This is a genomic window from Chryseobacterium sp. BGA-UO-ETr-SB22, from assembly GCF_059567885.1.
In genome coordinates, this window is sequence record NZ_JCAQOV010000005.1 from 532,115 (window position 1) to 553,609 (window position 21,495).

At 34.6% G+C, this 21,495-nt stretch carries 20 protein-coding genes and 1 pseudogene; 18 read left to right on the forward strand and 3 right to left on the reverse strand.

Annotation, left to right across the window (positions count from 1 at the left end):
* From AC57AW_RS09650 to AC57AW_RS09725, 16 genes and pseudogenes are all read left to right on the forward strand, one after another.
* Nucleotides 1-2,781, forward strand: coding sequence for a hypothetical protein (locus AC57AW_RS09650; RefSeq protein ID WP_496351684.1), 2,781 nt, complete (start codon nucleotides 1-3; stop codon nucleotides 2,779-2,781).
* A 5-nt stretch (nucleotides 2,782-2,786) separates the two neighbouring features.
* Nucleotides 2,787-6,518 carry a DUF6443 domain-containing protein gene (locus tag AC57AW_RS09655; RefSeq protein ID WP_496351685.1) on the forward strand — a complete coding sequence of 1,244 codons (3,732 nt, stop codon included), beginning with the start codon at nucleotides 2,787-2,789 and terminating at the stop codon, nucleotides 6,516-6,518.
* A 16-nt stretch (nucleotides 6,519-6,534) separates the two neighbouring features.
* Nucleotides 6,535-7,071: an STM3941 family protein gene (locus AC57AW_RS09660; protein ID WP_496351686.1), complete on the forward strand. Its 537-nt coding sequence runs from the start codon at nucleotides 6,535-6,537 to the stop codon at nucleotides 7,069-7,071.
* 209 nt (nucleotides 7,072-7,280) lie between these two features.
* The gene (locus tag AC57AW_RS09665; protein WP_496353878.1) at nucleotides 7,281-8,102 is read left to right on the forward strand and encodes an RHS repeat-associated core domain-containing protein; all 822 of its coding nucleotides are present in this window, start codon (nucleotides 7,281-7,283) and stop codon (nucleotides 8,100-8,102) included.
* A gap of 2 nt (nucleotides 8,103-8,104) precedes the next feature.
* Nucleotides 8,105-8,380 carry a hypothetical protein gene (locus AC57AW_RS09670; protein WP_496351687.1) on the forward strand — a complete coding sequence of 92 codons (276 nt, stop codon included), beginning with the start codon at nucleotides 8,105-8,107 and terminating at the stop codon, nucleotides 8,378-8,380.
* A gap of 5 nt (nucleotides 8,381-8,385) precedes the next feature.
* Complete coding sequence (locus AC57AW_RS09675; RefSeq protein ID WP_496351688.1) at nucleotides 8,386-8,898, forward strand: hypothetical protein; 513 nt, start codon at nucleotides 8,386-8,388, stop codon at nucleotides 8,896-8,898.
* Nucleotides 8,899-9,043: 145 nt separating this feature from the next.
* Nucleotides 9,044-9,241, forward strand: coding sequence for an RHS repeat-associated core domain-containing protein (locus tag AC57AW_RS09680; protein WP_496351689.1), 198 nt, complete (start codon nucleotides 9,044-9,046; stop codon nucleotides 9,239-9,241).
* Complete coding sequence (locus tag AC57AW_RS09685; RefSeq protein ID WP_496351690.1) at nucleotides 9,223-9,936, forward strand: hypothetical protein; 714 nt, start codon at nucleotides 9,223-9,225, stop codon at nucleotides 9,934-9,936. Before AC57AW_RS09680 ends, AC57AW_RS09685 begins: the two co-directional genes overlap by 19 nt.
* 3 nt (nucleotides 9,937-9,939) lie before the next feature.
* The gene (locus AC57AW_RS09690) at nucleotides 9,940-10,323 is read left to right on the forward strand and encodes a hypothetical protein (RefSeq protein WP_496351691.1); all 384 of its coding nucleotides are present in this window, start codon (nucleotides 9,940-9,942) and stop codon (nucleotides 10,321-10,323) included.
* Nucleotides 10,324-10,396: 73 nt separating this feature from the next.
* Nucleotides 10,397-11,437, forward strand: a pseudogene (locus AC57AW_RS09695) (RHS repeat-associated core domain-containing protein); the annotation flags it as partial.
* A gap of 29 nt (nucleotides 11,438-11,466) precedes the next feature.
* A complete protein-coding gene (locus AC57AW_RS09700; RefSeq protein ID WP_496351692.1) occupies nucleotides 11,467-12,015 on the forward strand; it encodes a hypothetical protein in 549 nt (182 codons plus the stop codon).
* Nucleotides 12,016-12,063: 48 nt separating this feature from the next.
* Nucleotides 12,064-13,113: an RHS repeat-associated core domain-containing protein gene (locus tag AC57AW_RS09705; protein WP_496351693.1), complete on the forward strand. Its 1,050-nt coding sequence runs from the start codon at nucleotides 12,064-12,066 to the stop codon at nucleotides 13,111-13,113.
* Between the two features lie 9 nt (nucleotides 13,114-13,122).
* Nucleotides 13,123-13,518: a hypothetical protein gene (locus AC57AW_RS09710; protein ID WP_496351694.1), complete on the forward strand. Its 396-nt coding sequence runs from the start codon at nucleotides 13,123-13,125 to the stop codon at nucleotides 13,516-13,518.
* A 534-nt stretch (nucleotides 13,519-14,052) separates the two neighbouring features.
* Nucleotides 14,053-14,217 (forward strand): hypothetical protein, encoded by a 165-nt coding sequence (locus AC57AW_RS09715; protein ID WP_496351695.1) that lies wholly within the window; start codon nucleotides 14,053-14,055, stop codon nucleotides 14,215-14,217.
* A 10-nt stretch (nucleotides 14,218-14,227) separates the two neighbouring features.
* Nucleotides 14,228-14,545 carry a hypothetical protein gene (locus AC57AW_RS09720; protein WP_496351696.1) on the forward strand — a complete coding sequence of 106 codons (318 nt, stop codon included), beginning with the start codon at nucleotides 14,228-14,230 and terminating at the stop codon, nucleotides 14,543-14,545.
* A 203-nt stretch (nucleotides 14,546-14,748) separates the two neighbouring features.
* Nucleotides 14,749-15,384, forward strand: a complete 636-nt coding sequence (locus tag AC57AW_RS09725; protein WP_496351697.1) for a hypothetical protein — start codon at nucleotides 14,749-14,751, stop codon at nucleotides 15,382-15,384.
* A gap of 320 nt (nucleotides 15,385-15,704) precedes the next feature.
* Here AC57AW_RS09725 and AC57AW_RS09730 read toward each other — a convergent pair whose 3' ends face one another.
* Nucleotides 15,705-16,049, reverse strand: coding sequence for a MerR family transcriptional regulator (locus AC57AW_RS09730; protein WP_047423629.1), 345 nt, complete (start codon nucleotides 16,047-16,049; stop codon nucleotides 15,705-15,707).
* Nucleotides 16,050-16,255: 206 nt separating this feature from the next.
* On the opposite strand from AC57AW_RS09730, the gene AC57AW_RS09735 reads away from it, so the two are divergent.
* Entirely contained in the window at nucleotides 16,256-17,137 is an 882-nt protein-coding gene (locus AC57AW_RS09735) for an AraC family transcriptional regulator (protein ID WP_496351698.1), read from the forward strand.
* Between the two features lie 164 nt (nucleotides 17,138-17,301).
* Here AC57AW_RS09735 and ccoG read toward each other — a convergent pair whose 3' ends face one another.
* Nucleotides 17,302-18,744, reverse strand: coding sequence for a cytochrome c oxidase accessory protein CcoG (gene ccoG / locus AC57AW_RS09740; RefSeq protein WP_496351699.1), 1,443 nt, complete (start codon nucleotides 18,742-18,744; stop codon nucleotides 17,302-17,304).
* Nucleotides 18,745-19,001: 257 nt separating this feature from the next.
* On the opposite strand from ccoG, the gene AC57AW_RS09745 reads away from it, so the two are divergent.
* On the forward strand, nucleotides 19,002-19,895 hold the full coding sequence (locus AC57AW_RS09745; protein ID WP_496351700.1) for an SMP-30/gluconolactonase/LRE family protein: 894 nt from the start codon (nucleotides 19,002-19,004) through the stop codon (nucleotides 19,893-19,895).
* A 194-nt stretch (nucleotides 19,896-20,089) separates the two neighbouring features.
* Here AC57AW_RS09745 and AC57AW_RS09750 read toward each other — a convergent pair whose 3' ends face one another.
* Nucleotides 20,090-21,397 (reverse strand): DEAD/DEAH box helicase, encoded by a 1,308-nt coding sequence (locus AC57AW_RS09750; RefSeq protein WP_496351701.1) that lies wholly within the window; start codon nucleotides 21,395-21,397, stop codon nucleotides 20,090-20,092.
* Nucleotides 21,398-21,495 lie beyond the last annotated feature (98 nt).

Below are 21,495 nucleotides of genomic sequence, written 5' to 3' on the forward strand. Positions count from 1 at the left end.
ATGAAAAAAATAATCATTTCACTGGCAATCCTTATTGCTGGTATGGGGCGATTTTATGCCCAGCAGGAAATTAATTTCGGAGATTCTCCCAATCCGGTACCCTCGGTTTCCTCCCTTGCCACCTATGCCAATACTCCGACTTCCAATGCAACAGGTCTTCCGGATATTTCGTTTCCTTTGTTAGGATTACCAACTTATAACAACGGGATGAGCTTAAACGCAGGTTTATCTTATAATCCTATGAATGTTTCTGAGAGTGAACCAGCCAGCCAGGTAGGTGCAGGATGGTCTTTATTTGCAGGAGGAGTGATTTCAAGAAGTATAGAGTATGATATTGACGAAATGTATGATGATACAAGCCGTCCTTATTACTATAAAAACGTGTTTGATGATATTTATTATTATAACCTTCCGGGAATTTCCGGCAAATTCAAGTTTAAAAGAAACCTTGATACCAATACTTTTGAACTTGTCAATCTTTCTTCCAATAAAATTAAAATTGAGTATACCCGTAGTAGCAATACAGCAACGCTTATCCTTGACTCATTTACAATAACCGATGTCAAAGGGATCAAGTATTTTTTTAATGATTACAGCAGAAGTAACCGCCAACAGCAGATGGAATCCACGGGAGGTAAACTTTACAAATCAGCATTCTTTTTAACACAGATTAAAGACGCCAATAATGTTGAGCTTGCTAATTTTTCTTATCAGAAAGATACAAAGTATAAAAGTAACAATACTACAGTACTCTACGAAACCTGCAAGTTAAAAACAATTTCTTCTCCTGGGTTTGGAAAAATAGAATTTATATACTTGTATGATCCATATAAGGAAAATACGATGAATGATCCGTATCAGATCCAGAAAGTTACCTTGAAGGATAATTACAATCACCTTATTTCGGGATATTCTTTTGAGTATGCAGGTTCTAAAAGAACTCTTACAAAACTCAAAAAACTGGATAAGAATGAGCTTGTTTCTGAAACAACGGAATTTGAATATGGAGCTTCTATTGCCCCTCCATCATATGGGATGACCCCAGGAACTTTATGTGATCAATTGTATCCCACTGAAACCCCACAACCTGTTCAGGGGATTTTAAAAAAGATAATCACTCCGACCAAAGGAATGGTAGAATATACCTTTGAATCTAATCAATATTATAAAGACCGCAGTGAGCAAAGCTATGTAAATTCTATTCTAAGTGGAAACAACTTTATAGATCCGGAAGTACAATTTCTTCAGTCATTCTTGGATTTACAGTACAATACCAAACAAGTTGCTAATTATACATTTACTATTTCAGGAACACCGTCTAAAAAAATATTTCTTGTCTTTGGGGTAGATGAACTGTATCCTGCCCCACTATATTGGGATACCAATACTCCCACCTACGTAGATTATGTTCTTAAAAGTAGCGACGGATTTTTCATCTATGGAAATGCCTGCGGATCTTCCCAATATGCGGCAAGGGAATACGATTTGTCCCCTGGAAATTATACATTGATGGTAACCGGTTCTGGAGGAAGGGGTATGGCCAATTTCTTTGGAATAGAACATATTCCGCAGCCTTTTCCCAATACCGTTACAGGAGGTGGTATAAGGATTGCCAACATAAAGTATTACAATAGTATTACCGATATAACACCTGCAAAAATTACAAAATATGAATACAATACTTTTGGGGATGCCCAAACCTCATCGGGTACTTTATTCGTTCCGGAATCAGATTCCAATGCTGAGAGTTATCCATTGTATAAAAATGTTAAAATAACGGAAGGCGATAACAGCAACGGTCATGTAAGATACTACTATAAAAACCCTAATGATTATCCCAAAAATGGAAATTACTGGCCTTATTATTCTTTAATAAGTGGAGGGTTATTAGATAAAAAAGAAGTGTATAATGCACAAAACAAGCTTCTGGTTTCAGAGCAGAATAGTTATACTTTTGAAGAAATTCCCGGAGCCCAGGATTATCAACTTTGGAGCTATAATAATTTCATTTCCAAAATAGCATGGCTGAAAAAATCATCTGTTACTTCCACTGGCTATTTTGACAATAACCAAAGTATGGAAGAGCAGTCTGAAACCAATTTCAATGTGTTCAATTTTGATGTGGCTTCTACTAAAAAAGTGGTGGATGGAAACACCATAGAACAGTTCTATACCTATCCTGAAACAGGATATGCTAATCTTTCCAATGCCCACATTATGAATGTTCCAGTATTAGTTGAAGAAAAAAGCGATGGGAAAGCCATTTCCAAAGCGGAGACAAAATATGATAATACAGGCAGCACACTCCCAACTTCTATATTAGCTACTAACATTAGTGATGGAACTACGAGAACGACTATGAAATTTGATCTCTATGATGAAAAAGGAAATCTTCTGCAGTTCACATCTTCCGTAGGAATTCCCACGGCTATTGTATATGGCTATGACAAAACACAGCCCATTGCAAAAATAGAGGGAGCAACCTATGCACAAGTATCACCTTATATTCAGACCATTGTAGATGCTTCCATTGCAGATGCCCAAAACCCTGATAATGAATCGGCACTACTTACTGCGCTGGATAATTTCAGAAAAACAGCTGCATTGAAGGACTTTCAGATCACAACCATAACTTATAATCCACTCATAGGCATGACTACAACAACCCCGCCTAACGGGATCAGAGTAATTTATAAGTACGACACTAATAACAGGTTACAAAAAATTGTAGATATGAATGATGTAACCCTAAAAGAATATCAATACAACTACAAAAACTAAACACAATGAAAAAAATAATAGTACTACTCAATTTGTTTGTGGTTGGTTTTACCTGTGCACAGACTAACCTTACTTCGACAGAGAACTATGTATATGAAAAAAACTGTCTAACAGAAGATTGCTCCAAAAAAACAGAATCTGTACAATATTTTGACGGACTTGGAAGAGCAAAGCAAAATATAGCGGTAAAAGCAACACCTTCCGGAAAAGATATTGCCATTCCCGTAGAATATGATGCCTATGGAAGACAGGTAAAAAGCTATCTTCCCGTTCCGCAATCCGGGACACAAAACGGAGCTTTATATACAAACCCGCTTTCCAATGCTTCTATCCTGTACGGAAGTGAAAAAATCTATGCCGAAAAAATATTGGAATCTTCTCCTCTGGGAAGACCACAGGAACAAAGACAAGTGGGTAACGACTGGGCAGGACATCCCGTACAGTTTTCGTATGCTGCCAATACCTCAGCCGATGCCGTGAAAAAATATACCGTGGTAACAAATTGGGTAGAGGGACGAACTAATGGTGAACCAAGTCTTTCAGGAACTTATCCGGAGAACCTGCTATACAAATCTGCTGTTACGGATGAAGATGGTAATGTAACTACCCAATTCAAAAATAAGAAAGGACAGACCATCTTAACAAGAAAAAAAGACGGAACCCAGAATGCAGACACGTATTATATATACAACGAATATGGAGGACTGGTATATACCCTTCCTCCATTAGCTTCTGCTTCTACATTAACACAGACTGTATTGGATAACCTTTGCTATCAGTACCGGTATGATGGTTGGAACAGGCTGGTAGAAAAGAAAATCCCGGGAAAAGGCTGGGAATATATGGTGTATAATAAGGCTGATCAACTTATCTTGTCACAGGATACAATCCTGAAAGGAAAAGGGCAATGGCTTTTTACCAAATATGACCAGTTTGGAAGAATCGTTTACACGGGAATCACCAATAATCCTGCCGGCAGGGCATCCATGCAAAACAGTGCCAACATCAATACAAATTTATATGAAACCAGAACTGCAGCAGCAGGAATGACCTTAAACGGTATGCCGGTATATTATACCAAGCTTTCTACTCCTACCGGTGTTACCCAGATCTTAAGTGTTAATTACTATGATACCTATCCTTCATACAGCTTTAATCCTGCTTTCCCCAATACAATCATGGGAAAAGCGCTGCTTTCTGATAATTCAACGGCTAATGCAGTAAGTACGAAAAGTCTTCCTGTAATGAGTCTTGTAAAGAATATGGAAGATGATAACTGGACGAAGAATTACATTTATTATGATTCTAAAGGAAGGGCTATTGGATCTTATTCTATTAACCATTTAGGAGGATATTCTAAAACAGAATCTGAACTTGATTTTTTGGGTGTTCCACAAAAAAGCAACGTGTATCATGTAAGAAAACCGGGAGAACCGGGAGTAATTATTAAACAGCGTTATGTTTATGATTCTCAGAACAGGCTTTTGCAGCATTATCATCAGGTAGATGATAAATCTGAAGAATTATTATCAGAAAATACCTATAACGAGCTTTCTCAAATAACCAGCAAAAAAGTAGGTAATAATCTCCAGAGTATAGATTATACCTACAATATCCGTGGCTGGCTGTCTGATGTCAATAAAAACCAGATGGGATTGGCAGATTTGGGAGGAAAACTTTTTTCCTATAAAATCAAGTACAATCAAAAAAACGGAATTGATAATCCGGATACGGCACAATTTGCAGGAAAAAATGTAACCCCGAAATATAATGGAAATATTACAGAAGTAGATTGGAGATCGGTAGAAACAGTAGGGATAAATCCTTCACTTACTCCAAAAAGATACGGCTATGCTTATGATTCAATGAACAGAATGACGGCTGGTTATTATCAAAACCCAGGCAACCCGTACAGCAAAGAAAATACGGAATCATTATTATATGACCTCAACGGAAACATCAGCAATCTGTACAGAACTTCCCTAGCAGAATATGGAAGCAATACGGCAACCGTAATTGATAATTTGAATTATACCTATACAGGAAATCAGGCAAAAAATATCAATGATATTTCTCAAAACCCGACAGGTTATGAAGGTGGAGGAAACACCATCACCTATGACCAGAATGGAAATATGCTGACCATGCTGGATAAAGGAATTAATTCTATTCAATACAATTATTTGAATCTGCCCAATAGCCTTCACTTAAACAAAAACGGAAACGAAGATATTTCCATCATTACAAAATACAGGGCAGACGGAACAAAGCTGTCAAAAGAAAACACAACAACGATTACCGGATTTAACGGTTTTACAACCACAAAAAGAATTACAGATTATTTAGACGGTTTTCAATATGTAAGAACAGAAAATTCTAGTTCAGGTGGCTCGGAAGCGTTGATACTTTCTTCTATGTCTGCCAGAGCAATGCAGCCAGAGGCTTATAGCATCGTTACAGACCCTACTGTACAGCCTGTAGGAGGAAGCTTTACCACCAATCTGAAAACTCCGGATTTGCAGTATTTACCCACTGCAGAAGGATTTTACGATTATCTGAAAGATCAGTATATTTACCAATACAAAGATCATTTGGGGAATGTAAGGGTTTCTTACGGAAGAAACAGCGCAGGAGCTCTTGAGATTACAGATGCTAATGATTATTATCCTTTTGGGATGAATCACCTGAAAACAGGAAATGCATTCTTTGGACGGGGAAGTTATAAAGATAACAAATACAACAGCAAAGAACTCCAGGAGACAGGCATGTACAGTTACGGCTGGAGAGAGTATATGCCGGATATTGGACGTTGGAACGGGATAGATCAGCTGGCAGAAAGCTATCTTTCTACCAGTACTTATGCATATGTAGCCAATAATCCTATTTCAAATTTTGATGTAGATGGAAGATGGTTCAATGAGGATGGCTCTATTGATACTTCGGGAAGAACTCCTGGGTTTACTAGTGGCAGACAGATGTATAGTCAGTTTTTGGGACAAAGACCCGGAGATGGTGGTGGAAATAGTTATCAAGGAGGCTATAATTTTACAGGAAAAGATTCAAGTATATTGTTCAGTTATTTAAAAAATGGAGGATCTATATCTGTACTTAACTTAGGTGATACTGAGTTGACTTGGTATACGGGTACTGCTACTCAAAATGCTTATAGAATGGGGGAAGATATCTATTCAGACATAGATCTCGGAGGAATACATAGAGCTAAGATCTCTACCCAAAGTTTTGTGAATTTGAGTTTAATTGGAAATATAAATGATGGTTTAGGTGGATTTGCAGAAGGGCTTTCATATAATGGAAATAATGGAGGTAAATTATATATTGGTACAGCTCGCCTAAATAAACCAGTTAATTTAGGTTTTACAAAATTTTACGGAAATGGTAAAACATATATAAATCCTTCTTACATGGGTAAAGTTGGAAATGTTTTAGGAAAAGCTAGTATAGCAGCAACTGTTATAATAGGAGGAGTTAATATCTATAACGGGATTCAGCAAGACGGAGGAACATTTGGACATAACGCTACAAAGGCAACCACAGGAACTGTAGGAGGTGCAATAGGAGCTTGGGGAGGAGCTACTCTGGGTGCAGAAATAGGAGCAGGAATTGGTGTTTGGTTTGGTGGTGTAGGAGCAGCTCCAGGAGCTCTTATTGGTGGAATAATTGGTGGTATAGCTGGAGGTATAATAGGGACAAAAACAGGAGAAGGTGTAATCTATTAAATAACAAAAAGAGAACATGGAAACGAAAGTAATTAAATCTAGTAATAAAAAATTTTCATTATCAATAATTGGATCTTTAATATTTATATTTTTAGGAGGATGGCTAGCAATTAATCCAAACAAATTCGTATCCGCAATATTTAAAAACATATTTTTTATACGTATTGCTGGTATTGTAGCTTTATCATTTTTTGGTTTCGTATTACTTACAATAATTAAAAAAAGATTATCTGATAAAAATATGGGGATTATAATAAATGAATTAGGAATTATTGATAATTCTAGTTTTGTAGGTGTTGGCCTCATTAAGTGGGAGGATATAATTTCGATAGAAAAGAGCAATGTGTTATCGACAAATTTTTTGCTTATAAAGGTTAAGAACCCTGAGCATTACATTAATATTTCAACAGGTGTAAAATCAAAATTACTCAATGGAAATTATAAATCTTATGGTACTCCTATATCAATATCATCAAATTTTATAAGTTGTAGTTTTACTCAGCTGGAAGACACTCTATTAAAAAGTTTTGAAAAATATAAATTGAATAATTGATTGGGGAATATTTCAAATGTATTGAAAATCAATGCTCCTCCGCTGGAATGAGCTGATACCTTGCATCCATGAATAAAAACAAAAAACCACTGCTTTACAGTGGTTTTTACTCTCTTTTCTAGAAAAACCGCTACATTTACCAGTACGCAGATCACCTTGGAAATGCCAGGGTAACCTTTGCCAAAAACAGCGCAGGCGTTCCTGAAATTATTGATACCAACAATTATTATCCTTTTGGACTGAATCATATCTCAGGGGCATTTAGTACTTCTAAATTTGGCAGCTTTTACAGCTACAAATACAATAACAAAGAGCTTCAGGAAACAGGATTATTTGATTACGGCTGGAGACAATATATGCCTGATCTTGGAAGATGGAACGGCATAGACCAGCTGGCAGAAAGCTATCTTTCTACCAGTCCTTATGCTTATGTTGCCAATAACCCGGTTTCACAATTTGATGTTGACGGAAGATGGTTTAATGAGGATGGAAGCATCCGTCCTTCCACTACGTTTGATTATATGCCAGGGGCATACAAACCTACGATGTCCTTCAGTACCTCTAATGGTATGCATTATAACGAAGGTGGCGGAAGCTATACCCCGTTTGGAAAAACACAAGCGTATGTAGATTTGATGACTGCTTTTTTAAATGGTAAAACCGGAGGAATATCTAATATCGGAGGGACATTAAGATGGTGGACAGATTATGAAGATCCTGATCCTACTGTAACAGGGATAGGTGCTTTTGGTATGTTAAAACTTAAAGGAAGCTCAACAACTGATTGGTATGGTCCTGCAGGGAAAGGAAATTGGTTTTTGGGCTTAGGAGGAAGTGTATCTTTACTTAAAGGACACCTAAATTCTGAAAGGATGTACACTCAAGGTATAAGAAGAGGGATAACAAGTAATTATGTATTAAAAGGAAGAAATCTGAGTTTATTTGGTAAGATGCCAGCGACAGATGGATCTTTACCAATTGCCAAAATGACTAAAATAGGAAATGCAATAGGTAAATATTCATTTTTTTAGGTGTGGCATTTGATGGTATAGGTGTCATAAATTATGCAACTAATCCAAACTCCCTTAATGCAGTAGATCCTAGAAAAGCAATCTTAAATACATTAATGGGATATATAGGATGGAAAGGAGGTGCTTACGGTGCTGCGATTAGTACTATATATTTTGGAGTAGATAATTTTTATCCGGGAGGATGGGTTGGTGCTTCTGAAACAGCAACAAGAACAGAAGAATATGAGCAGCATATCACTGGACATCCATTTTTTAGTAATTCTGCAATAAAATTTTAAAGGCTATGTCAATTAAAAAAATGTACTATTATCTTTTTTATAAACTTTATAAACATTACGAAAATAGTTCACAACCGTGGTTAAGCAACTGGAAAGCAGGAGCTTCAATAGGGGTATTAGAAATATGGTTATTACTATCTATAGGAAACTATTTTTTAATAACTACAAATAAAACTGTTCATTTAAATCTTTTACAACCTATTGTTATTGTACCTGTTACAATTGTTTTTGTATTTAATTATTTATCATTTGATTATAAAGATACCTGGAAAAAATATAATGAAGAGTTTGATCAGTTATCTAGAGATCGAAATAAGAAAGGAGGAGTTATAGTTTGGAGCATAATAATAATGATAATAATAAACATGATTTTTTCATATTATCTGTTGTTTAGAAAAGCAAGAATAAATCATACAGGACCATATTCTAAAGAGTTTATAGAACAACAAAAAATAAAAGACTCTATAGATCATGCAAATTATATAAAAGAAATGCAGAATATAAGAGATGGAAGGTAATTGCTTTCTATGATTTCGGTAATGTTTCAAACATGTTGGCAATAAATTAGAGTATTGAAAACCAATACTCTAATTTTATAGTTATAAATACAACGGCAAAGAACTGCAAGAAACAGGCATGTATAGCTATGGCTGAAGAAACTATATGCCGGATATTGCAAGATGGAACGGGATAGATCAGCTGGCAGAAAGCTATCTTTCTACCAGTACTTATGCTTATGTAGCCAACAACCCTATTTCAAATTTTGATGTGGAAGATGGTTTAACGAAGATGGTTCTATTGATACTTCGGGAAGAACTCCCGGGTTTACTAGTGGCAGACAGATGTACCAGCAGTTCTTAGGACAGAGCCCCGGAGATGGTGGCGGTGTAAGTGATGGGTATAATTTTACTGGAGATCAAGCAATATCTATGTTTAATTATTTCAGAGATGGAGGAACAATGTCTGGACTTAGCTTCGGTGATACTCAGCTGACATGGTATACAGGAACTCCTACTCTAACTGCTTATAGTGGTGGGGCAGAGATATTTGGAGAAATTGATCTAGGAGTAATACATAAAGCAACTTTTTCTACTTATGAACCAAGCTTTTTTGAAGATTTTCTTGAAGGTGTAAAGTATGCAGATAAAAGCAACTTTATATCAGCATCTGCTTTAATTGGTTACGGCGGCTTACATTTAAATAAATATGAAGCTTTTTTAAAATTAGGGGCAAAAGGAGGATCTATAAGTACTCTAAGAAATTTATCAAAAAACTTAAAAACAATTGGAAAAGCCGGAAAGTATTTAGGCTATCTGGGTGTAGGCTTAAGTGTATTGGAAGATGTTTCTGATAACAAGGTCGGATGGGGAACTGTTGCTAAGGTTGCTTTAGGGGTTGGACTTATATATGCTGGACCTGTAGCTATAGCTTATGGTATTACAGACTTAGCAGTAGGAGTTATTACGGGAACTACTATTACAGATAGAATTGCTTCTGGCATAGACAATAGTCGATTAGGTACTGATTTTAACATTTTTAGTTCATTAAATAAATAATTTATGGAAGATTTTTTTGATTATCATTATTATAGAGTTGCGAAATTTTATTACAAGAGGGATGGAGCAGATGCTACAACAGCATTAATAAGCGTATCAGCTGTTCAGGCATGGATTTTAATTAATCTTCTATTATTTATAAAAGAATTATTTTTCCAAGATATAAAACTTAAATATGGTTGGATTATATTTCTAATTATAATGGTTGGAACTCTTATTTATAATAATATAAGATATAAAAACAAATATCAGCAATTAAGAAATAGATGGATTAATGAGAATAGAAAAGATAAAGCAACCAACGGATTAATAATTATTCTAACAATTATTTTTTCATGGTTATTGATATTCTTTAATTTATTCATATTAAAAATAATTCATCAATGATAATATCTTAAACATGTCACTAATAAATTAGAGTATTGGTTTATACTCTGATTAAAAAAATAACGGTAAAGAACTCCAGGAGACAGGCATGTACAGTTACGGCTGGAGAGAGTATATGCCGGATATTGGACGTTGGAACGGGATAGATCAGCTGGCAGAAAGCTATCTTTCTACCAGTACTTATGCATATGTAGCCAATAATCCTATTTCAAATTTTGATGTAGATGGAAGATGGTTCAATGAGGATGGTACTATTGATACTTCAGGAAGAACTCCCGGGTTTACCAGTGGAAGGCAGATTTACCAGCAGTTTTTGGGGCAATATCCCGGACAAGGAGGCGGTGGTAGCGATGGATATAATTTTACTGGAAAGGATGCAGTCACAATGTTCAGCTATTTCAGAGATGGAGGAACAATGTCAGGGCTTAGCTTTGACAATAATGGGGCTGTAGGTTGGATAGGAAACCCTACTTTAACTACTTATAGTGGAACAGATATACATGGAGAAATTGATCTCGGTACAGGCTATAGCGCTAAATTTAAGGACCTCCCATTAGATGCATATAAAAATTGGGCAGATTGGGGAGCCAGCACCGCTGGAGGAGGATTTAAATATCTTGCTGATCGAAGAACAGTTCTATATAATAGTGGATATTGGATTGATAATCTTGGACAAATGAGAAGCACTGCATACGCAGGAAGAGCTAGAGGATCGTTGATAGGGCTGAGAAGCGATTATCTAAGAAATACTGAAATGCTTGGAAAATATTCCAAAAGAGCTGGTTATGTAGGATATGGAATCAGTGCTGCACAAATAGGATATGGTACTTATCAGGATGGTGGAAAGTTTGGTGTTAAAACTCAAATTGCAACAGCTAACGTAGTAGGAGGAATGGCAGGCGCTTGGCTAGGAGGAAAAGCAGGAACATTAGCTGGCGGAGAATTAGGAGCTCTGATAGGAGTTTGGTTTGAAGGAGTTGGAGCAGTACCTGGAGCAGCAATTGGTGGGGCAATTGGTGGAATTGTGGGAGGAATATTAGGAGGAGTATATGGAGGAGATTATGCAGAACAATGGGCTAGCGGTATTTTAAACAAACCTGATCCTATAAAATAATAAACAAAAATTTTAATAAATAATGATTTATGGAAAAAATTTGGAACTATATCCACTATTTTATTTATGTATTTGAGGTTAAGGCTTCTCAAATAATAACCTATCCTATTACTCTAATTTTTGACTTAATTTATAAAATTCCTTTTATAGCAAGTTCGCTCAGAAAGAAAAATAGTTCACCACAAGAAATAAGATTAGCTAGTGAAAATGCAATAAACAATCGTATGTATGGTCAAAACATAACCATTTCAGGCATTCAAATGGGAGGCTTAATAATTCTTATAGAATATGGTTTATTTAATATTTTTCAGGTAATATTAGGAAAGTCGTTAATACAAATATTTTGGGAACCAGGCAGTTACTATAAATGGATATTTATAATAGGACTGTTAGTTTTGCCTTGGATTATTAACGAGAAATTACTGTTTAAGAATAATAAATATTTAAAGTACTTTGATGAATTTGATAAAGAGCCCAAAAAAATAAGACATAAATATGCTTGGATTAGTTTAGGAGTTATTTTAGGAATTATCACGTTTTTTGTTTTAAGTTTTATTCCATTGTCAAAAATATATTAATTAGATAATTGGGTAATGTTCCAAATATGTTGATAATAAATTAGAGTATTGGTTTCCAATACTCTAATTCTTAAACACAACGGCAAAGAACTCCAGGAAACAGGGATGTACAGCTATGGCTGGAGAGACTATATGCCTGATATTGCAAGATGGAACGGGATAGATCAGCTGGCAGAAAGCTACCTTTTTACCAGTACTTATGCTTATGTAGCCAATAACCCTATATCAAACTTTGATGTAGATGGAAGATGGTTTAACGAAGATGGTTCTATTGATACTTCAGGAAGAACTCCCAGGTTTACCAGTGGAAGACAGATGTACCAGCAATTTCTGGGACAATATCCTGGGCAAGGAGGAGGAAGTGGAAACGGAAACTATACTCCATTTGGACAAACACAGGCGTATGCAGATTTGATGGATGCATTTTATAATGGAGGAACGGGAGGAATGTCTAATATCGGAGGGACATTAAGATGGTGGACAGATTATGAAGATCCTGATCCTACTGTAACAGGGATAGGTGCTTTTGGTATGTTGAAACTAAAATCATCTTATGAGTATGATACCGATTTGCATAAAACCTCGCAAACTCTCAGAACATGGTCTGGATATGCTTTTTCTGCCAATAAGTTTGTATTTCAGCCTGCTGCTGACAGAGCTGTTTTATATGGTGCTGGAGAAGCTTATTCTACTACCAATTTAGTTTTTGAAAAAGCACTGCCAAAGATATTAGGCTCAAGAAGAATATATGTGCCATTGATGGAAGTAAGTGTCAAAAACGCACAAAGATTAGCTGCGGGAACTAAAGTTGCGGGAAGAGTTTTAGGTGGAATTGGTGCAGCTTTAGCATTCGTTGATATTAGTCAAAATGGAGTAACAACATCTAACTCATTAGATCTAGTAATGTCTGCATTGGCTATTTCACCAACAGGCTGGGGGCAAGCTATTGCAGGGACTTATTTTCTAGCTAATGGAATTACAACATTAGTAACAGGAAAAGATATAGGACAACATATTGAAGGAGCAGTGAATAAATACTACAACGACGGTGTGAGAGCAGAAGAACAAAGAAAATTTAACGCAGCCATGGGCTATTAAAAAATATATATGATACTCGTTGATTATTTATACTATCAGATAACTAACTTTTACCATCATTTTGAAAAAGATGGGACACATAAAGCTTCAGGGATTATAGGAGCTTGTTCCTTACTTTCATTTAATTTGATATTTATATTGATGTTTTTAGATCATTTTTATGATATGAACACCTTACCGTCGAATAAATACATAGTAATAATTTATTGTTTACCAATTATTTTATTAATGAGTTTGAGATATTGGAAATTTACTTCCTATGAAGAAATTAAAGAGAAAGTAAAAGATTTTAGTAAGACAAAAAAAATAATAGCTGACATTCTAGTAATTGGTTATGCTATCATTTCATTTTTTGGATTGCTCATCTTAAGCCTTTATGTAGGCACATTAAAAAATACATTTTAAATTATTATTAACTAATCCAAATTTAATAGCAGAGGAACAAAGAAGATATAATGCGGCCATGGGCTATTAAAAATTATATATGATACTTATTGATTACTTATATTACCAAATAGTTAATTTTTATAAACACTTCAATAAAGATGGAGCTGAAAAAGGGTATGGAATTGTAATGACTCTTGGTTTACCATTCTTGAATTTAGTATTTATATTAATGATTTTAGATCATTTTATGGTATAAAGACTTTACCATCAAATAAATATTTTGTATTAGTATATGCTTTACCCTTTATTTTATTGATAGGATTAAGATATTGGAAATTTACTTCTTACGAAGAGATTAAAGAAAGAGTACAAAATTTAAGTAAAACGACAAAAATGATAGCTGATATTCTATTAATCATTTATGCTACTATCTCGTTGTTAGGGTTTATATTTTTTAGTCTTTATTTAGGATCATTAAAAAATACTTTTTAATTATAAGAGGCTGTCTCACTTTTGAGACAGCCTTCTTTTATTTTACCTTTCATAAATAGATTGAGGATAGGCTGTAGCAGAACTTATTTTCTTGCCAATGGAATTACAACACATGTAACCGGAAAAGATATAGGACAACATATTGAAGGAGCAGTGAATAAATACTACAACGACGGTGTGAGAGCAGCAGAACAAAGAAAATTTAACGCAGCCATGGGCTATTAAAAAAATATATATGATACTCGTTGATTACTTATATTATCAGTTAACAAATTTCTATCATCAATTTGAAAAAGATGGGACACATAAGGGATCTGGAATTATTTTAACATGCGCTATGCTGTGTTGGAATTTAGTGTTTTTTATTATTGTATCAGATAAATATTTAAATCCTAATTTAGGACCATCAAACAAATATATATTAATAATCTATTGCTTGCCAATTATTTTATTTTTAGGATTAAGATATTGGAAATTTACTTCTTATGAAGAAATTTATGAAAAAGTGCAAAAATTTAGTAAAACAAAAAAACTATTGCTGATATTTTATTAATCACTTATGTTTTTATTTCATTTCCTGTGTTTATTATTTTTGGTATTTATCTCGGATCATTAAAGAATACATTTTAATGATTAAATTATAATTAGGGCATTGTATTTCAATGCTCTAATTTTAAAATATAATGACAAAGAATTTCAGGAATATGGAACTAGAATATTGGTTTATGATTTAGCAAAAAAAACTTATTACAAATAATGCAAGAATATAATATCATAATTTTCAGACAATCAAGAATTTTACTATGCCTTTTTTTATTACCTATAATTCTATTAACAGCAATTTTTATAGGGGCAGAAACAAATTCATTTATAATTTCGGTTTTATTTATAGTTATTAGTGTTCTTTTAATTTACTATTATGTTGTTGGTAGTCTCAAAATAACTATTAGTGAAAACGAATTGTTTTTTGAATGGAGAAAAAAGGTTATTTTTAATTATAATCCTATTAAAGCTATTAAAATTAATGATATAAAAGTTATTGTTTTAGATGAAGAAAGTCTTTTAAGAAAAATAAAAACACATGATACTGTAATTTATATTAATAATTCTAAAATTAAATCTGAAGAAGCAGAGAAATTTATTAATAGATTGAAAAATGATATTAATAAAAATGATGTTAAAATAATAGATAGTTGGGATGAGTTTGCTGAAAAAGGATATTTAAGATTAGCATATAGAATAAATTCAATAATACTCATTACATCAATTATCGTTATTTTAATTTTTACAGTGTTAAAAGGTTTTAATCCTGTATCATTATCTATTCTGTTATTATTTATACCACAAATGATTTTGTACCAAAAACAAATGAAAAATAAAACAAATGGGTAATGTTTCAAATGTGTGGTCATTGCTACACCCTCGTTGCCACACAACTGCGTTGTGTGAAGAGGTAATAATAAAGAAAAACCCACTGCAAAGGCAGTGGGTTTTTCTTTATTATAAAATTTATTTTTATAAATTCCCTTACTTCTCAAGTAGCTTCTCTAACGCATTCATCCTTTTTCTTTCAGCATACTTTAATACAAAGGGATTTTTTCTTCATGAAGCTGAACAATTTTATCAATAGGATTAATATTTTGAACTTCAATTCTATTCTTTCTGGGAAGCTTACCCCAGATTTGATGGGTAGTAGAGAGTATAAACAAAATCTATTCACCATCCCTTTCTCCCAAAGACTCTTTCAGCTTAATAAGCTCAGCTTTTACAAACTCCAGTCGGTCAATAAGGGTGATGGTTTCGGAAATTTTACTGTTTGTGGTCAGGGCGATGCGGGCTCCGTCCAGAGTATATCCTTTTTCTTTTACCAGATGGTAGATCATCTGAAGGTTTTTGATATCTTCAGGAGTGAAATATCGGTTGCCTTTCCTGTTTTTTTTAGGCTTGATAATAGGGAATTCCTGTTCCCAGTAGCGTATTAATGAGGTATTTACATCGAATGCTTTTGCCACTTCTCCTATAGAATAATACAGTTTATCAGCTAAATTTATTTTCATTTTACGACTCCTAAACCTCAAAGATAAAAATTTTTTAAAATTGTATCCAAATATATTGGAAAAAGTAGGGTCTGACTTTCATTATACAACAGTAAACTTATTATAAAATAGCATACATTAGTTTGTAACGGATAAGAAAGATCGGTATTACTGGTCTTTTTTTTGTCTAAATTTGTGAATCCTTACAAAGCATATAAATATAAGTGATGAATCCAATCTCTGTTCTTCATATCGATCTTTTTCAGGCAGGTAAAAATACTTCAGATTTTTATTTTAACACGATGAAGAATCATTTGGTGGTAGGACATCGTCATATAGAAAAGCCACACAGGCATGATTTTTATGCTGCTGTTCTTTTCACCAAAGGAGCAGGGGTACATGAAATTGATTTTCAGAAATACGATGTTTCTGAGGGGAGCCTTTTCTTTCTTTCACCCGGACAGATTCACAGTTGGGAGCTTTCGGAAGATATAGAAGGTTATATTTTCTTTTGTTCTCAGGAATTTTATGAAATGCATTATGTAAATCAGAAACTGAGGAATTTCCCTTTTTTTGGATCTGTGTCTTTTCCTAGAAAACTTCAACTGGATGCTTTGGAATTGAAGAAGAATATTAGTTTATTTAAGGAACTCGGAGAAGAGCATCAGGCTAAAAATATAATGAAAGAAGGGCTTATTTTGTCATTGATGTCTCAGATCTTTATTAATTCCACCCGATTATTTTCAAGAGACTTTGATACGCAGGATTCTGCCGCTGGACTTTCCTATTTTAAACATTATCAGGATTTTGAAAATCTGATTGAACAGCATTTTGCAGAACATAAATCGATTACCCATTATGCTTCTTTATTAGGGATTTCCTCCAAACATCTGAATAGAATTGTACAGACTGTTGTTCAAAAAACAGCTACAGATGTTATTACAGAAAGAGTAGTACTGGAAGCCAAAAGAATGTTGATGTATCTGGACGAAAGCCTGGTTGAAATTGCTTTCAGATTAGGATATGAAGAATATTCCTACTTTGTAAGAGTATTCCGGAAAAGCTCCGGAATGACTCCCACTCAGTTTATGAGGAAATATAAGGCTTAATTTAGTTGATAGTTCAATGTTTAAGGTTATCAGTTCTGATATCTTAGTTCTCTGTTAAGATTAACTATTCACTTGCGAAGCAAAATTCACCATTGATATAATAAAATCTCTATCAATATTTCACTGCGCATTTTCCCTAATTCCTGCAACCTATTATCTTCTTCCTAAAGAGCTAACTTAAACGGTCCTTCAAAAGTTGTTTCAAATGAATCTATCAGTTTTCCTTCTTCATCAAAAACTCCGATGATCATATTTTGTTTTGAAAACTTAATCTCATCTTCAGGGAAGGAAATATTGATATTTCCTTTCAGGATCTGATCTCCTTTCAAGATGATTTTTTCAGAACCGAAATACGTGATTTCTGCATTTGATGGAGTGATAACTTTGATACTTAAAGTCTTTTTCTCATTAGATTTATTCAGAAGCGTATAAATAAAGGTATTGGTAATTTTACCATTTTTAACGAAGAATGTAGAGCCTGCCGGTTTAATGAATTTCGCTTCCATAGAACCTCGGTCGTACATTAAAAATCCAAGAAATCCGATCAGTAATGCCAGAATAACGGTCGTAGCTTTCATTCTCGGAGTAAATCTGAATTTCTCGCGGTTTTCAATTTCTGATTCTGTAGCATAACGAACCAATCCTTTAGGTAAACCTACCTTTTCCATTACTTCATCACAGGCATCAATACAGGCGGTACAGTTAACGCATTCCAATTGTTGTCCGTTTCTGATGTCAATTCCCGTAGGACAGACAACAACGCATTGATTACAATCTATACAATCTCCTTTACCAGCCGCTTTTCTGTCTTCATTATTTCTCCATTTTGAACGGCCTTCCCCTCTTTTAAAATCGTAATATACGTTGATTGTCTGTTTATCAATTAAAACTCCCTGAAGTCTTCCATAAGGGCAAACCAGAGTACATACCTGCTCACGAAGCCATGCAAAAACAAAATAGAAAGTCATCGTGAAAAAGATCATCGTAATAAACTTCAAAGGATGTTCTGAAGGCCCTTCCAGCATAATCTGGAAAACCTGCTCATAGCCTACAATATACATAAACATGAAAGTAGAGATGACCAGCGAAATCAAAATAAAAACAGACCATTTTGTCAGTCTTTTTCGGATTTTTTCAGCATCCCATTCCTGTCTGTCGAGTTTCATCTGTTTGTTTCGGTCTCCTTCAATCCAGAATTCTATTTTACGGAAAACCATTTCCATAAAAAGAGTTTGAGGACAAAGCCAGCCACAGAATATTCTTCCGAAAACTACAGTAAATAGCATTACAAAAATAACAGAAGTTACCGCTCCTAATGCAAGGATAAAAAAGTCCTGCAGGTAAAAAGGTTGTCCAAGGATAAAGAATTTTCTGTCGATGACATTGATGAGCAGAAAAGGATTATTGTTGATCTTTACAAAAGGCAGTCCGAAAAAGATAGCAAGAAGAAGATAGCTGGTGTAATTTCTGTAGTTGGTGTATTTTCCTTTAGGTTTTCTGGGGAATATCCACTTCCTTTTTCCGGTTTCATCCATTGTTCCCACTGAATTTCTGAAATCTTCATTTTCAATTTCCAAAGACTTGATATTGTTGGACTCTGCGCTCATTGTTGTATGCTATAAAAGTATATTGGTACTATTTTCATCCGGATCCATCCTATTTTTTGAATTGATTTTATCATTGAAAAAAGTGATCGATCCTGTTACTGCAAAGCTCCGGATTATATCCTCTTATTACTAATAGGATCTACTTCAAAAATAGGACAATTAGGACATTTTGTGTTCTTGGTTTTTATTATATCAAAATGAGAAAATATTTTGAAACCTGTAAGTCATATTGTAAATTGCAGGTCTAAAAATGAAGTATGAAGAATATCTTTAAAATAGGCATGATTGGTTTGGTTTTCGCATTGGTAAACTGTCAATCAGTAAATTATAGTAAAATGTTTTATGAGGGAGTAAAACCAGAAATGGTTTCAGATACGTTCAGTTTCACAGAAGGGCCATCAGCAGATAAAGAAGGGAATGTTTACTTTACCGATCAACCCAATGATAAGATCTATTATTGGGATTGGAAAAGCAATAAGGTAATAGAATTCTTAGACAAGACGGGAAGGGCCAACGGAACGCACTTTGACAAAGACGGATATTTAATTACCTGCTCAGATGATCAGGGAGAAATCTGGAAAATTTCCAAAGACAAAAAAGTAGAAGTCCTGCTTAGAGGTTTTGAAGGAAAAAGACTGAATGGCCCTAATGATGTCTGGAATGATGAAACCGGAGGAATGTATTTTACAGATCCATTATACGAAAGAGATTATTGGATAGGTTTTAAACAGGAACTTCCACATAAAAGCCTTTACTACAGAGATAAAGCAGGGAAAGTTACCAAATTGGATACATTTACTCAGCCGAATGGAATTGTAGGCAGCGAAAAACTGAAAAAATTATACCTTTCTGATATTGATGCCGGGAAAACGTATGTATATGACATATTGGGCGAAGGAAAACTGTCTGAAAAAAGACTTTTCTGTGAAATGGGATCAGACGGAATGGAGCTGGACAAGCATGGAAATCTTTATTTGACAGGAGATGGGGTACATGTTTTTAACCGTTCCGGAAAGAAAATTTACCATATTCCTATTCCTGAAAAATGGACCTCCAATGTAACTTTTGGTGGAAAAAATAATGATATTCTATTTATTACTGCTTCAAAATCTGTGTATACATTTCCTACCAGAGTAAGAGGAATAAAATAGCATTCAATGTTTATATAAATAAAAGAGCTCTGAAATTTCAGAGCTCTTTTACTATATTGTTGAAACCACCCCGTCAAAAATTCTCTGAATTTTCGCCACCCCTCCGGAGGAGGGGAATTCTCAGACGGTTAATTACTTTTTCTTTAAATATTGAAGCTTTTGTGGTTTATAAATTTTAGAATGACGCTTTAAAGTTAGTAAGCAACTTCCATTTTTACCTTTTTCCCCTTTAGTTTTTCATTCTGAAGCTTTCTTAAAACAGCATTTACTTTACTTCTGGAAACAGCAACATAAGAAGTGGTATCCTTTACCTCAATCAAACCGATATCTTCCTTCTGAAGTTCTCCTTTTTTGATGAGATAGCCTACAACATCCACTTTGTTGACCTTATCTTTTTTTCCTGCGCTGATATAAATAGTCTGGAAAGGTGTTTTTTCCGGCACTTTAGTAAATCCAGTGACACTTTCTTCAGGAGTATTGTTTTTAATGAATGGGAAGTTTTCTTCCTCTGTCATAATGAGGTATACAAAACCTTTGGCATTCATCCTTGCAGTACGTCCGTTTCTGTGGATAAAAGCATCTTCTTTTGGAGGAAGCTGATAATGTACAATAGATTCTACCTCCGGAACATCAAGTCCACGGGCAGCAAGATCCGTAGTGATAAGAATTCTGGCAGAATCATTTCTGAATTTGAGCAATGCACGTTCTCTTTCATCCTGCTCCATACCGCCATGGAAGGTTTCTCTGTCGATTCCCATCTGATGAAGAAGCTCTGAGATTCTATCAACAGCCTCACGGTGGTTACAGAAAATAAGAGTCCTTTTATTGCCTATCTTACAGATTAAATTAAATAAAGTATCCAGTTTTTCCTCAGAAATTGTCATTACTTTTCGTAATTGGATATCTGGTTTTACTTCACTTAGTTTTAAAAAGTCAATGGTTTTTTCATTCTTTAAACCGGTAAACGTTGGAATTTCATCCATCGTTGTAGCTGAAGTTAAAATTCTTTGTGAAAGACCTTTTAATGAACCTGCAATAAACTCCATATCTTCATGGAAACCTAGCTCCAGCGCTTTGTCGAATTCATCAAGAACGAGTGTTTTAATCGTTTTCGGATCAAAATTATTATTTCTCACGTGGTAAGCAACCCTTCCCGGAGTTCCTATTAAAACTGCAGGAGCTTCAATTAAGTTGTTGACCTCAATTTTTTTATCATGTCCACCATAGCAAACAGATACTTTAAAATCTGTTCCCATAGCTTTAAAAACCTGCTCAATCTGTAAAGCCAATTCTCTGGCCGGAACCAATATTAATGCCTGAACTCCCTGAACATTTTTTTTCAGATTCCGGAGAACCGGCAATAGAAAAGCAAGGGTCTTTCCAGATCCTGTAGGAGAGAGTAAAACAATGTCTGTATTGTTCTCAGACGCAGTATAAGTAGATTTCTGCATCTGATTCATATCCTGAATCTGCAGTTTTTGATAGATTGATTGTAGTTCCATGGTGCAAAGGTAGTGAATTTAGGGGGCAAGTTTTGACATGGAGAGTTTTTGAAGTATGGATGCAGGTTTTGAGAATGGGAGAGTTTAAGCGTTTAGAT

What these genes read in the sequence shown, in the direction of transcription:
- AC57AW_RS09735 (WP_496351698.1), top strand. Translation starts at nt 16,256, where the DNA reads ATGAATCCAATCTCTGTTCTTCATATCGATCTTTTTCAGGCAGGTAAA.
- AC57AW_RS09660 (WP_496351686.1), top strand. Translation starts at nt 6,535, where the DNA reads ATGGAAACGAAAGTAATTAAATCTAGTAATAAAAAATTTTCATTATCA.
- AC57AW_RS09730 (WP_047423629.1), bottom strand. Translation starts at nt 16,049, where the DNA reads ATGAAAATAAATTTAGCTGATAAACTGTATTATTCTATAGGAGAAGTG.
- AC57AW_RS09745 (WP_496351700.1), top strand. Translation starts at nt 19,002, where the DNA reads ATGAAGAATATCTTTAAAATAGGCATGATTGGTTTGGTTTTCGCATTG.
- AC57AW_RS09710 (WP_496351694.1), top strand. Translation starts at nt 13,123, where the DNA reads ATGATACTCGTTGATTATTTATACTATCAGATAACTAACTTTTACCAT.
- AC57AW_RS09720 (WP_496351696.1), top strand. Translation starts at nt 14,228, where the DNA reads ATGATACTCGTTGATTACTTATATTATCAGTTAACAAATTTCTATCAT.
- AC57AW_RS09685 (WP_496351690.1), top strand. Translation starts at nt 9,223, where the DNA reads ATGTACCAGCAGTTCTTAGGACAGAGCCCCGGAGATGGTGGCGGTGTA.
- AC57AW_RS09690 (WP_496351691.1), top strand. Translation starts at nt 9,940, where the DNA reads ATGGAAGATTTTTTTGATTATCATTATTATAGAGTTGCGAAATTTTAT.
- AC57AW_RS09655 (WP_496351685.1), top strand. Translation starts at nt 2,787, where the DNA reads ATGAAAAAAATAATAGTACTACTCAATTTGTTTGTGGTTGGTTTTACC.
- AC57AW_RS09650 (WP_496351684.1), top strand. Translation starts at nt 1, where the DNA reads ATGAAAAAAATAATCATTTCACTGGCAATCCTTATTGCTGGTATGGGG.
- AC57AW_RS09675 (WP_496351688.1), top strand. Translation starts at nt 8,386, where the DNA reads ATGTCAATTAAAAAAATGTACTATTATCTTTTTTATAAACTTTATAAA.
- AC57AW_RS09725 (WP_496351697.1), top strand. Translation starts at nt 14,749, where the DNA reads ATGCAAGAATATAATATCATAATTTTCAGACAATCAAGAATTTTACTA.
- AC57AW_RS09680 (WP_496351689.1), top strand. Translation starts at nt 9,044, where the DNA reads ATGCCGGATATTGCAAGATGGAACGGGATAGATCAGCTGGCAGAAAGC.
- ccoG (WP_496351699.1), bottom strand. Translation starts at nt 18,744, where the DNA reads ATGAGCGCAGAGTCCAACAATATCAAGTCTTTGGAAATTGAAAATGAA.
- AC57AW_RS09700 (WP_496351692.1), top strand. Translation starts at nt 11,467, where the DNA reads ATGGAAAAAATTTGGAACTATATCCACTATTTTATTTATGTATTTGAG.
- AC57AW_RS09750 (WP_496351701.1), bottom strand. Translation starts at nt 21,397, where the DNA reads ATGGAACTACAATCAATCTATCAAAAACTGCAGATTCAGGATATGAAT.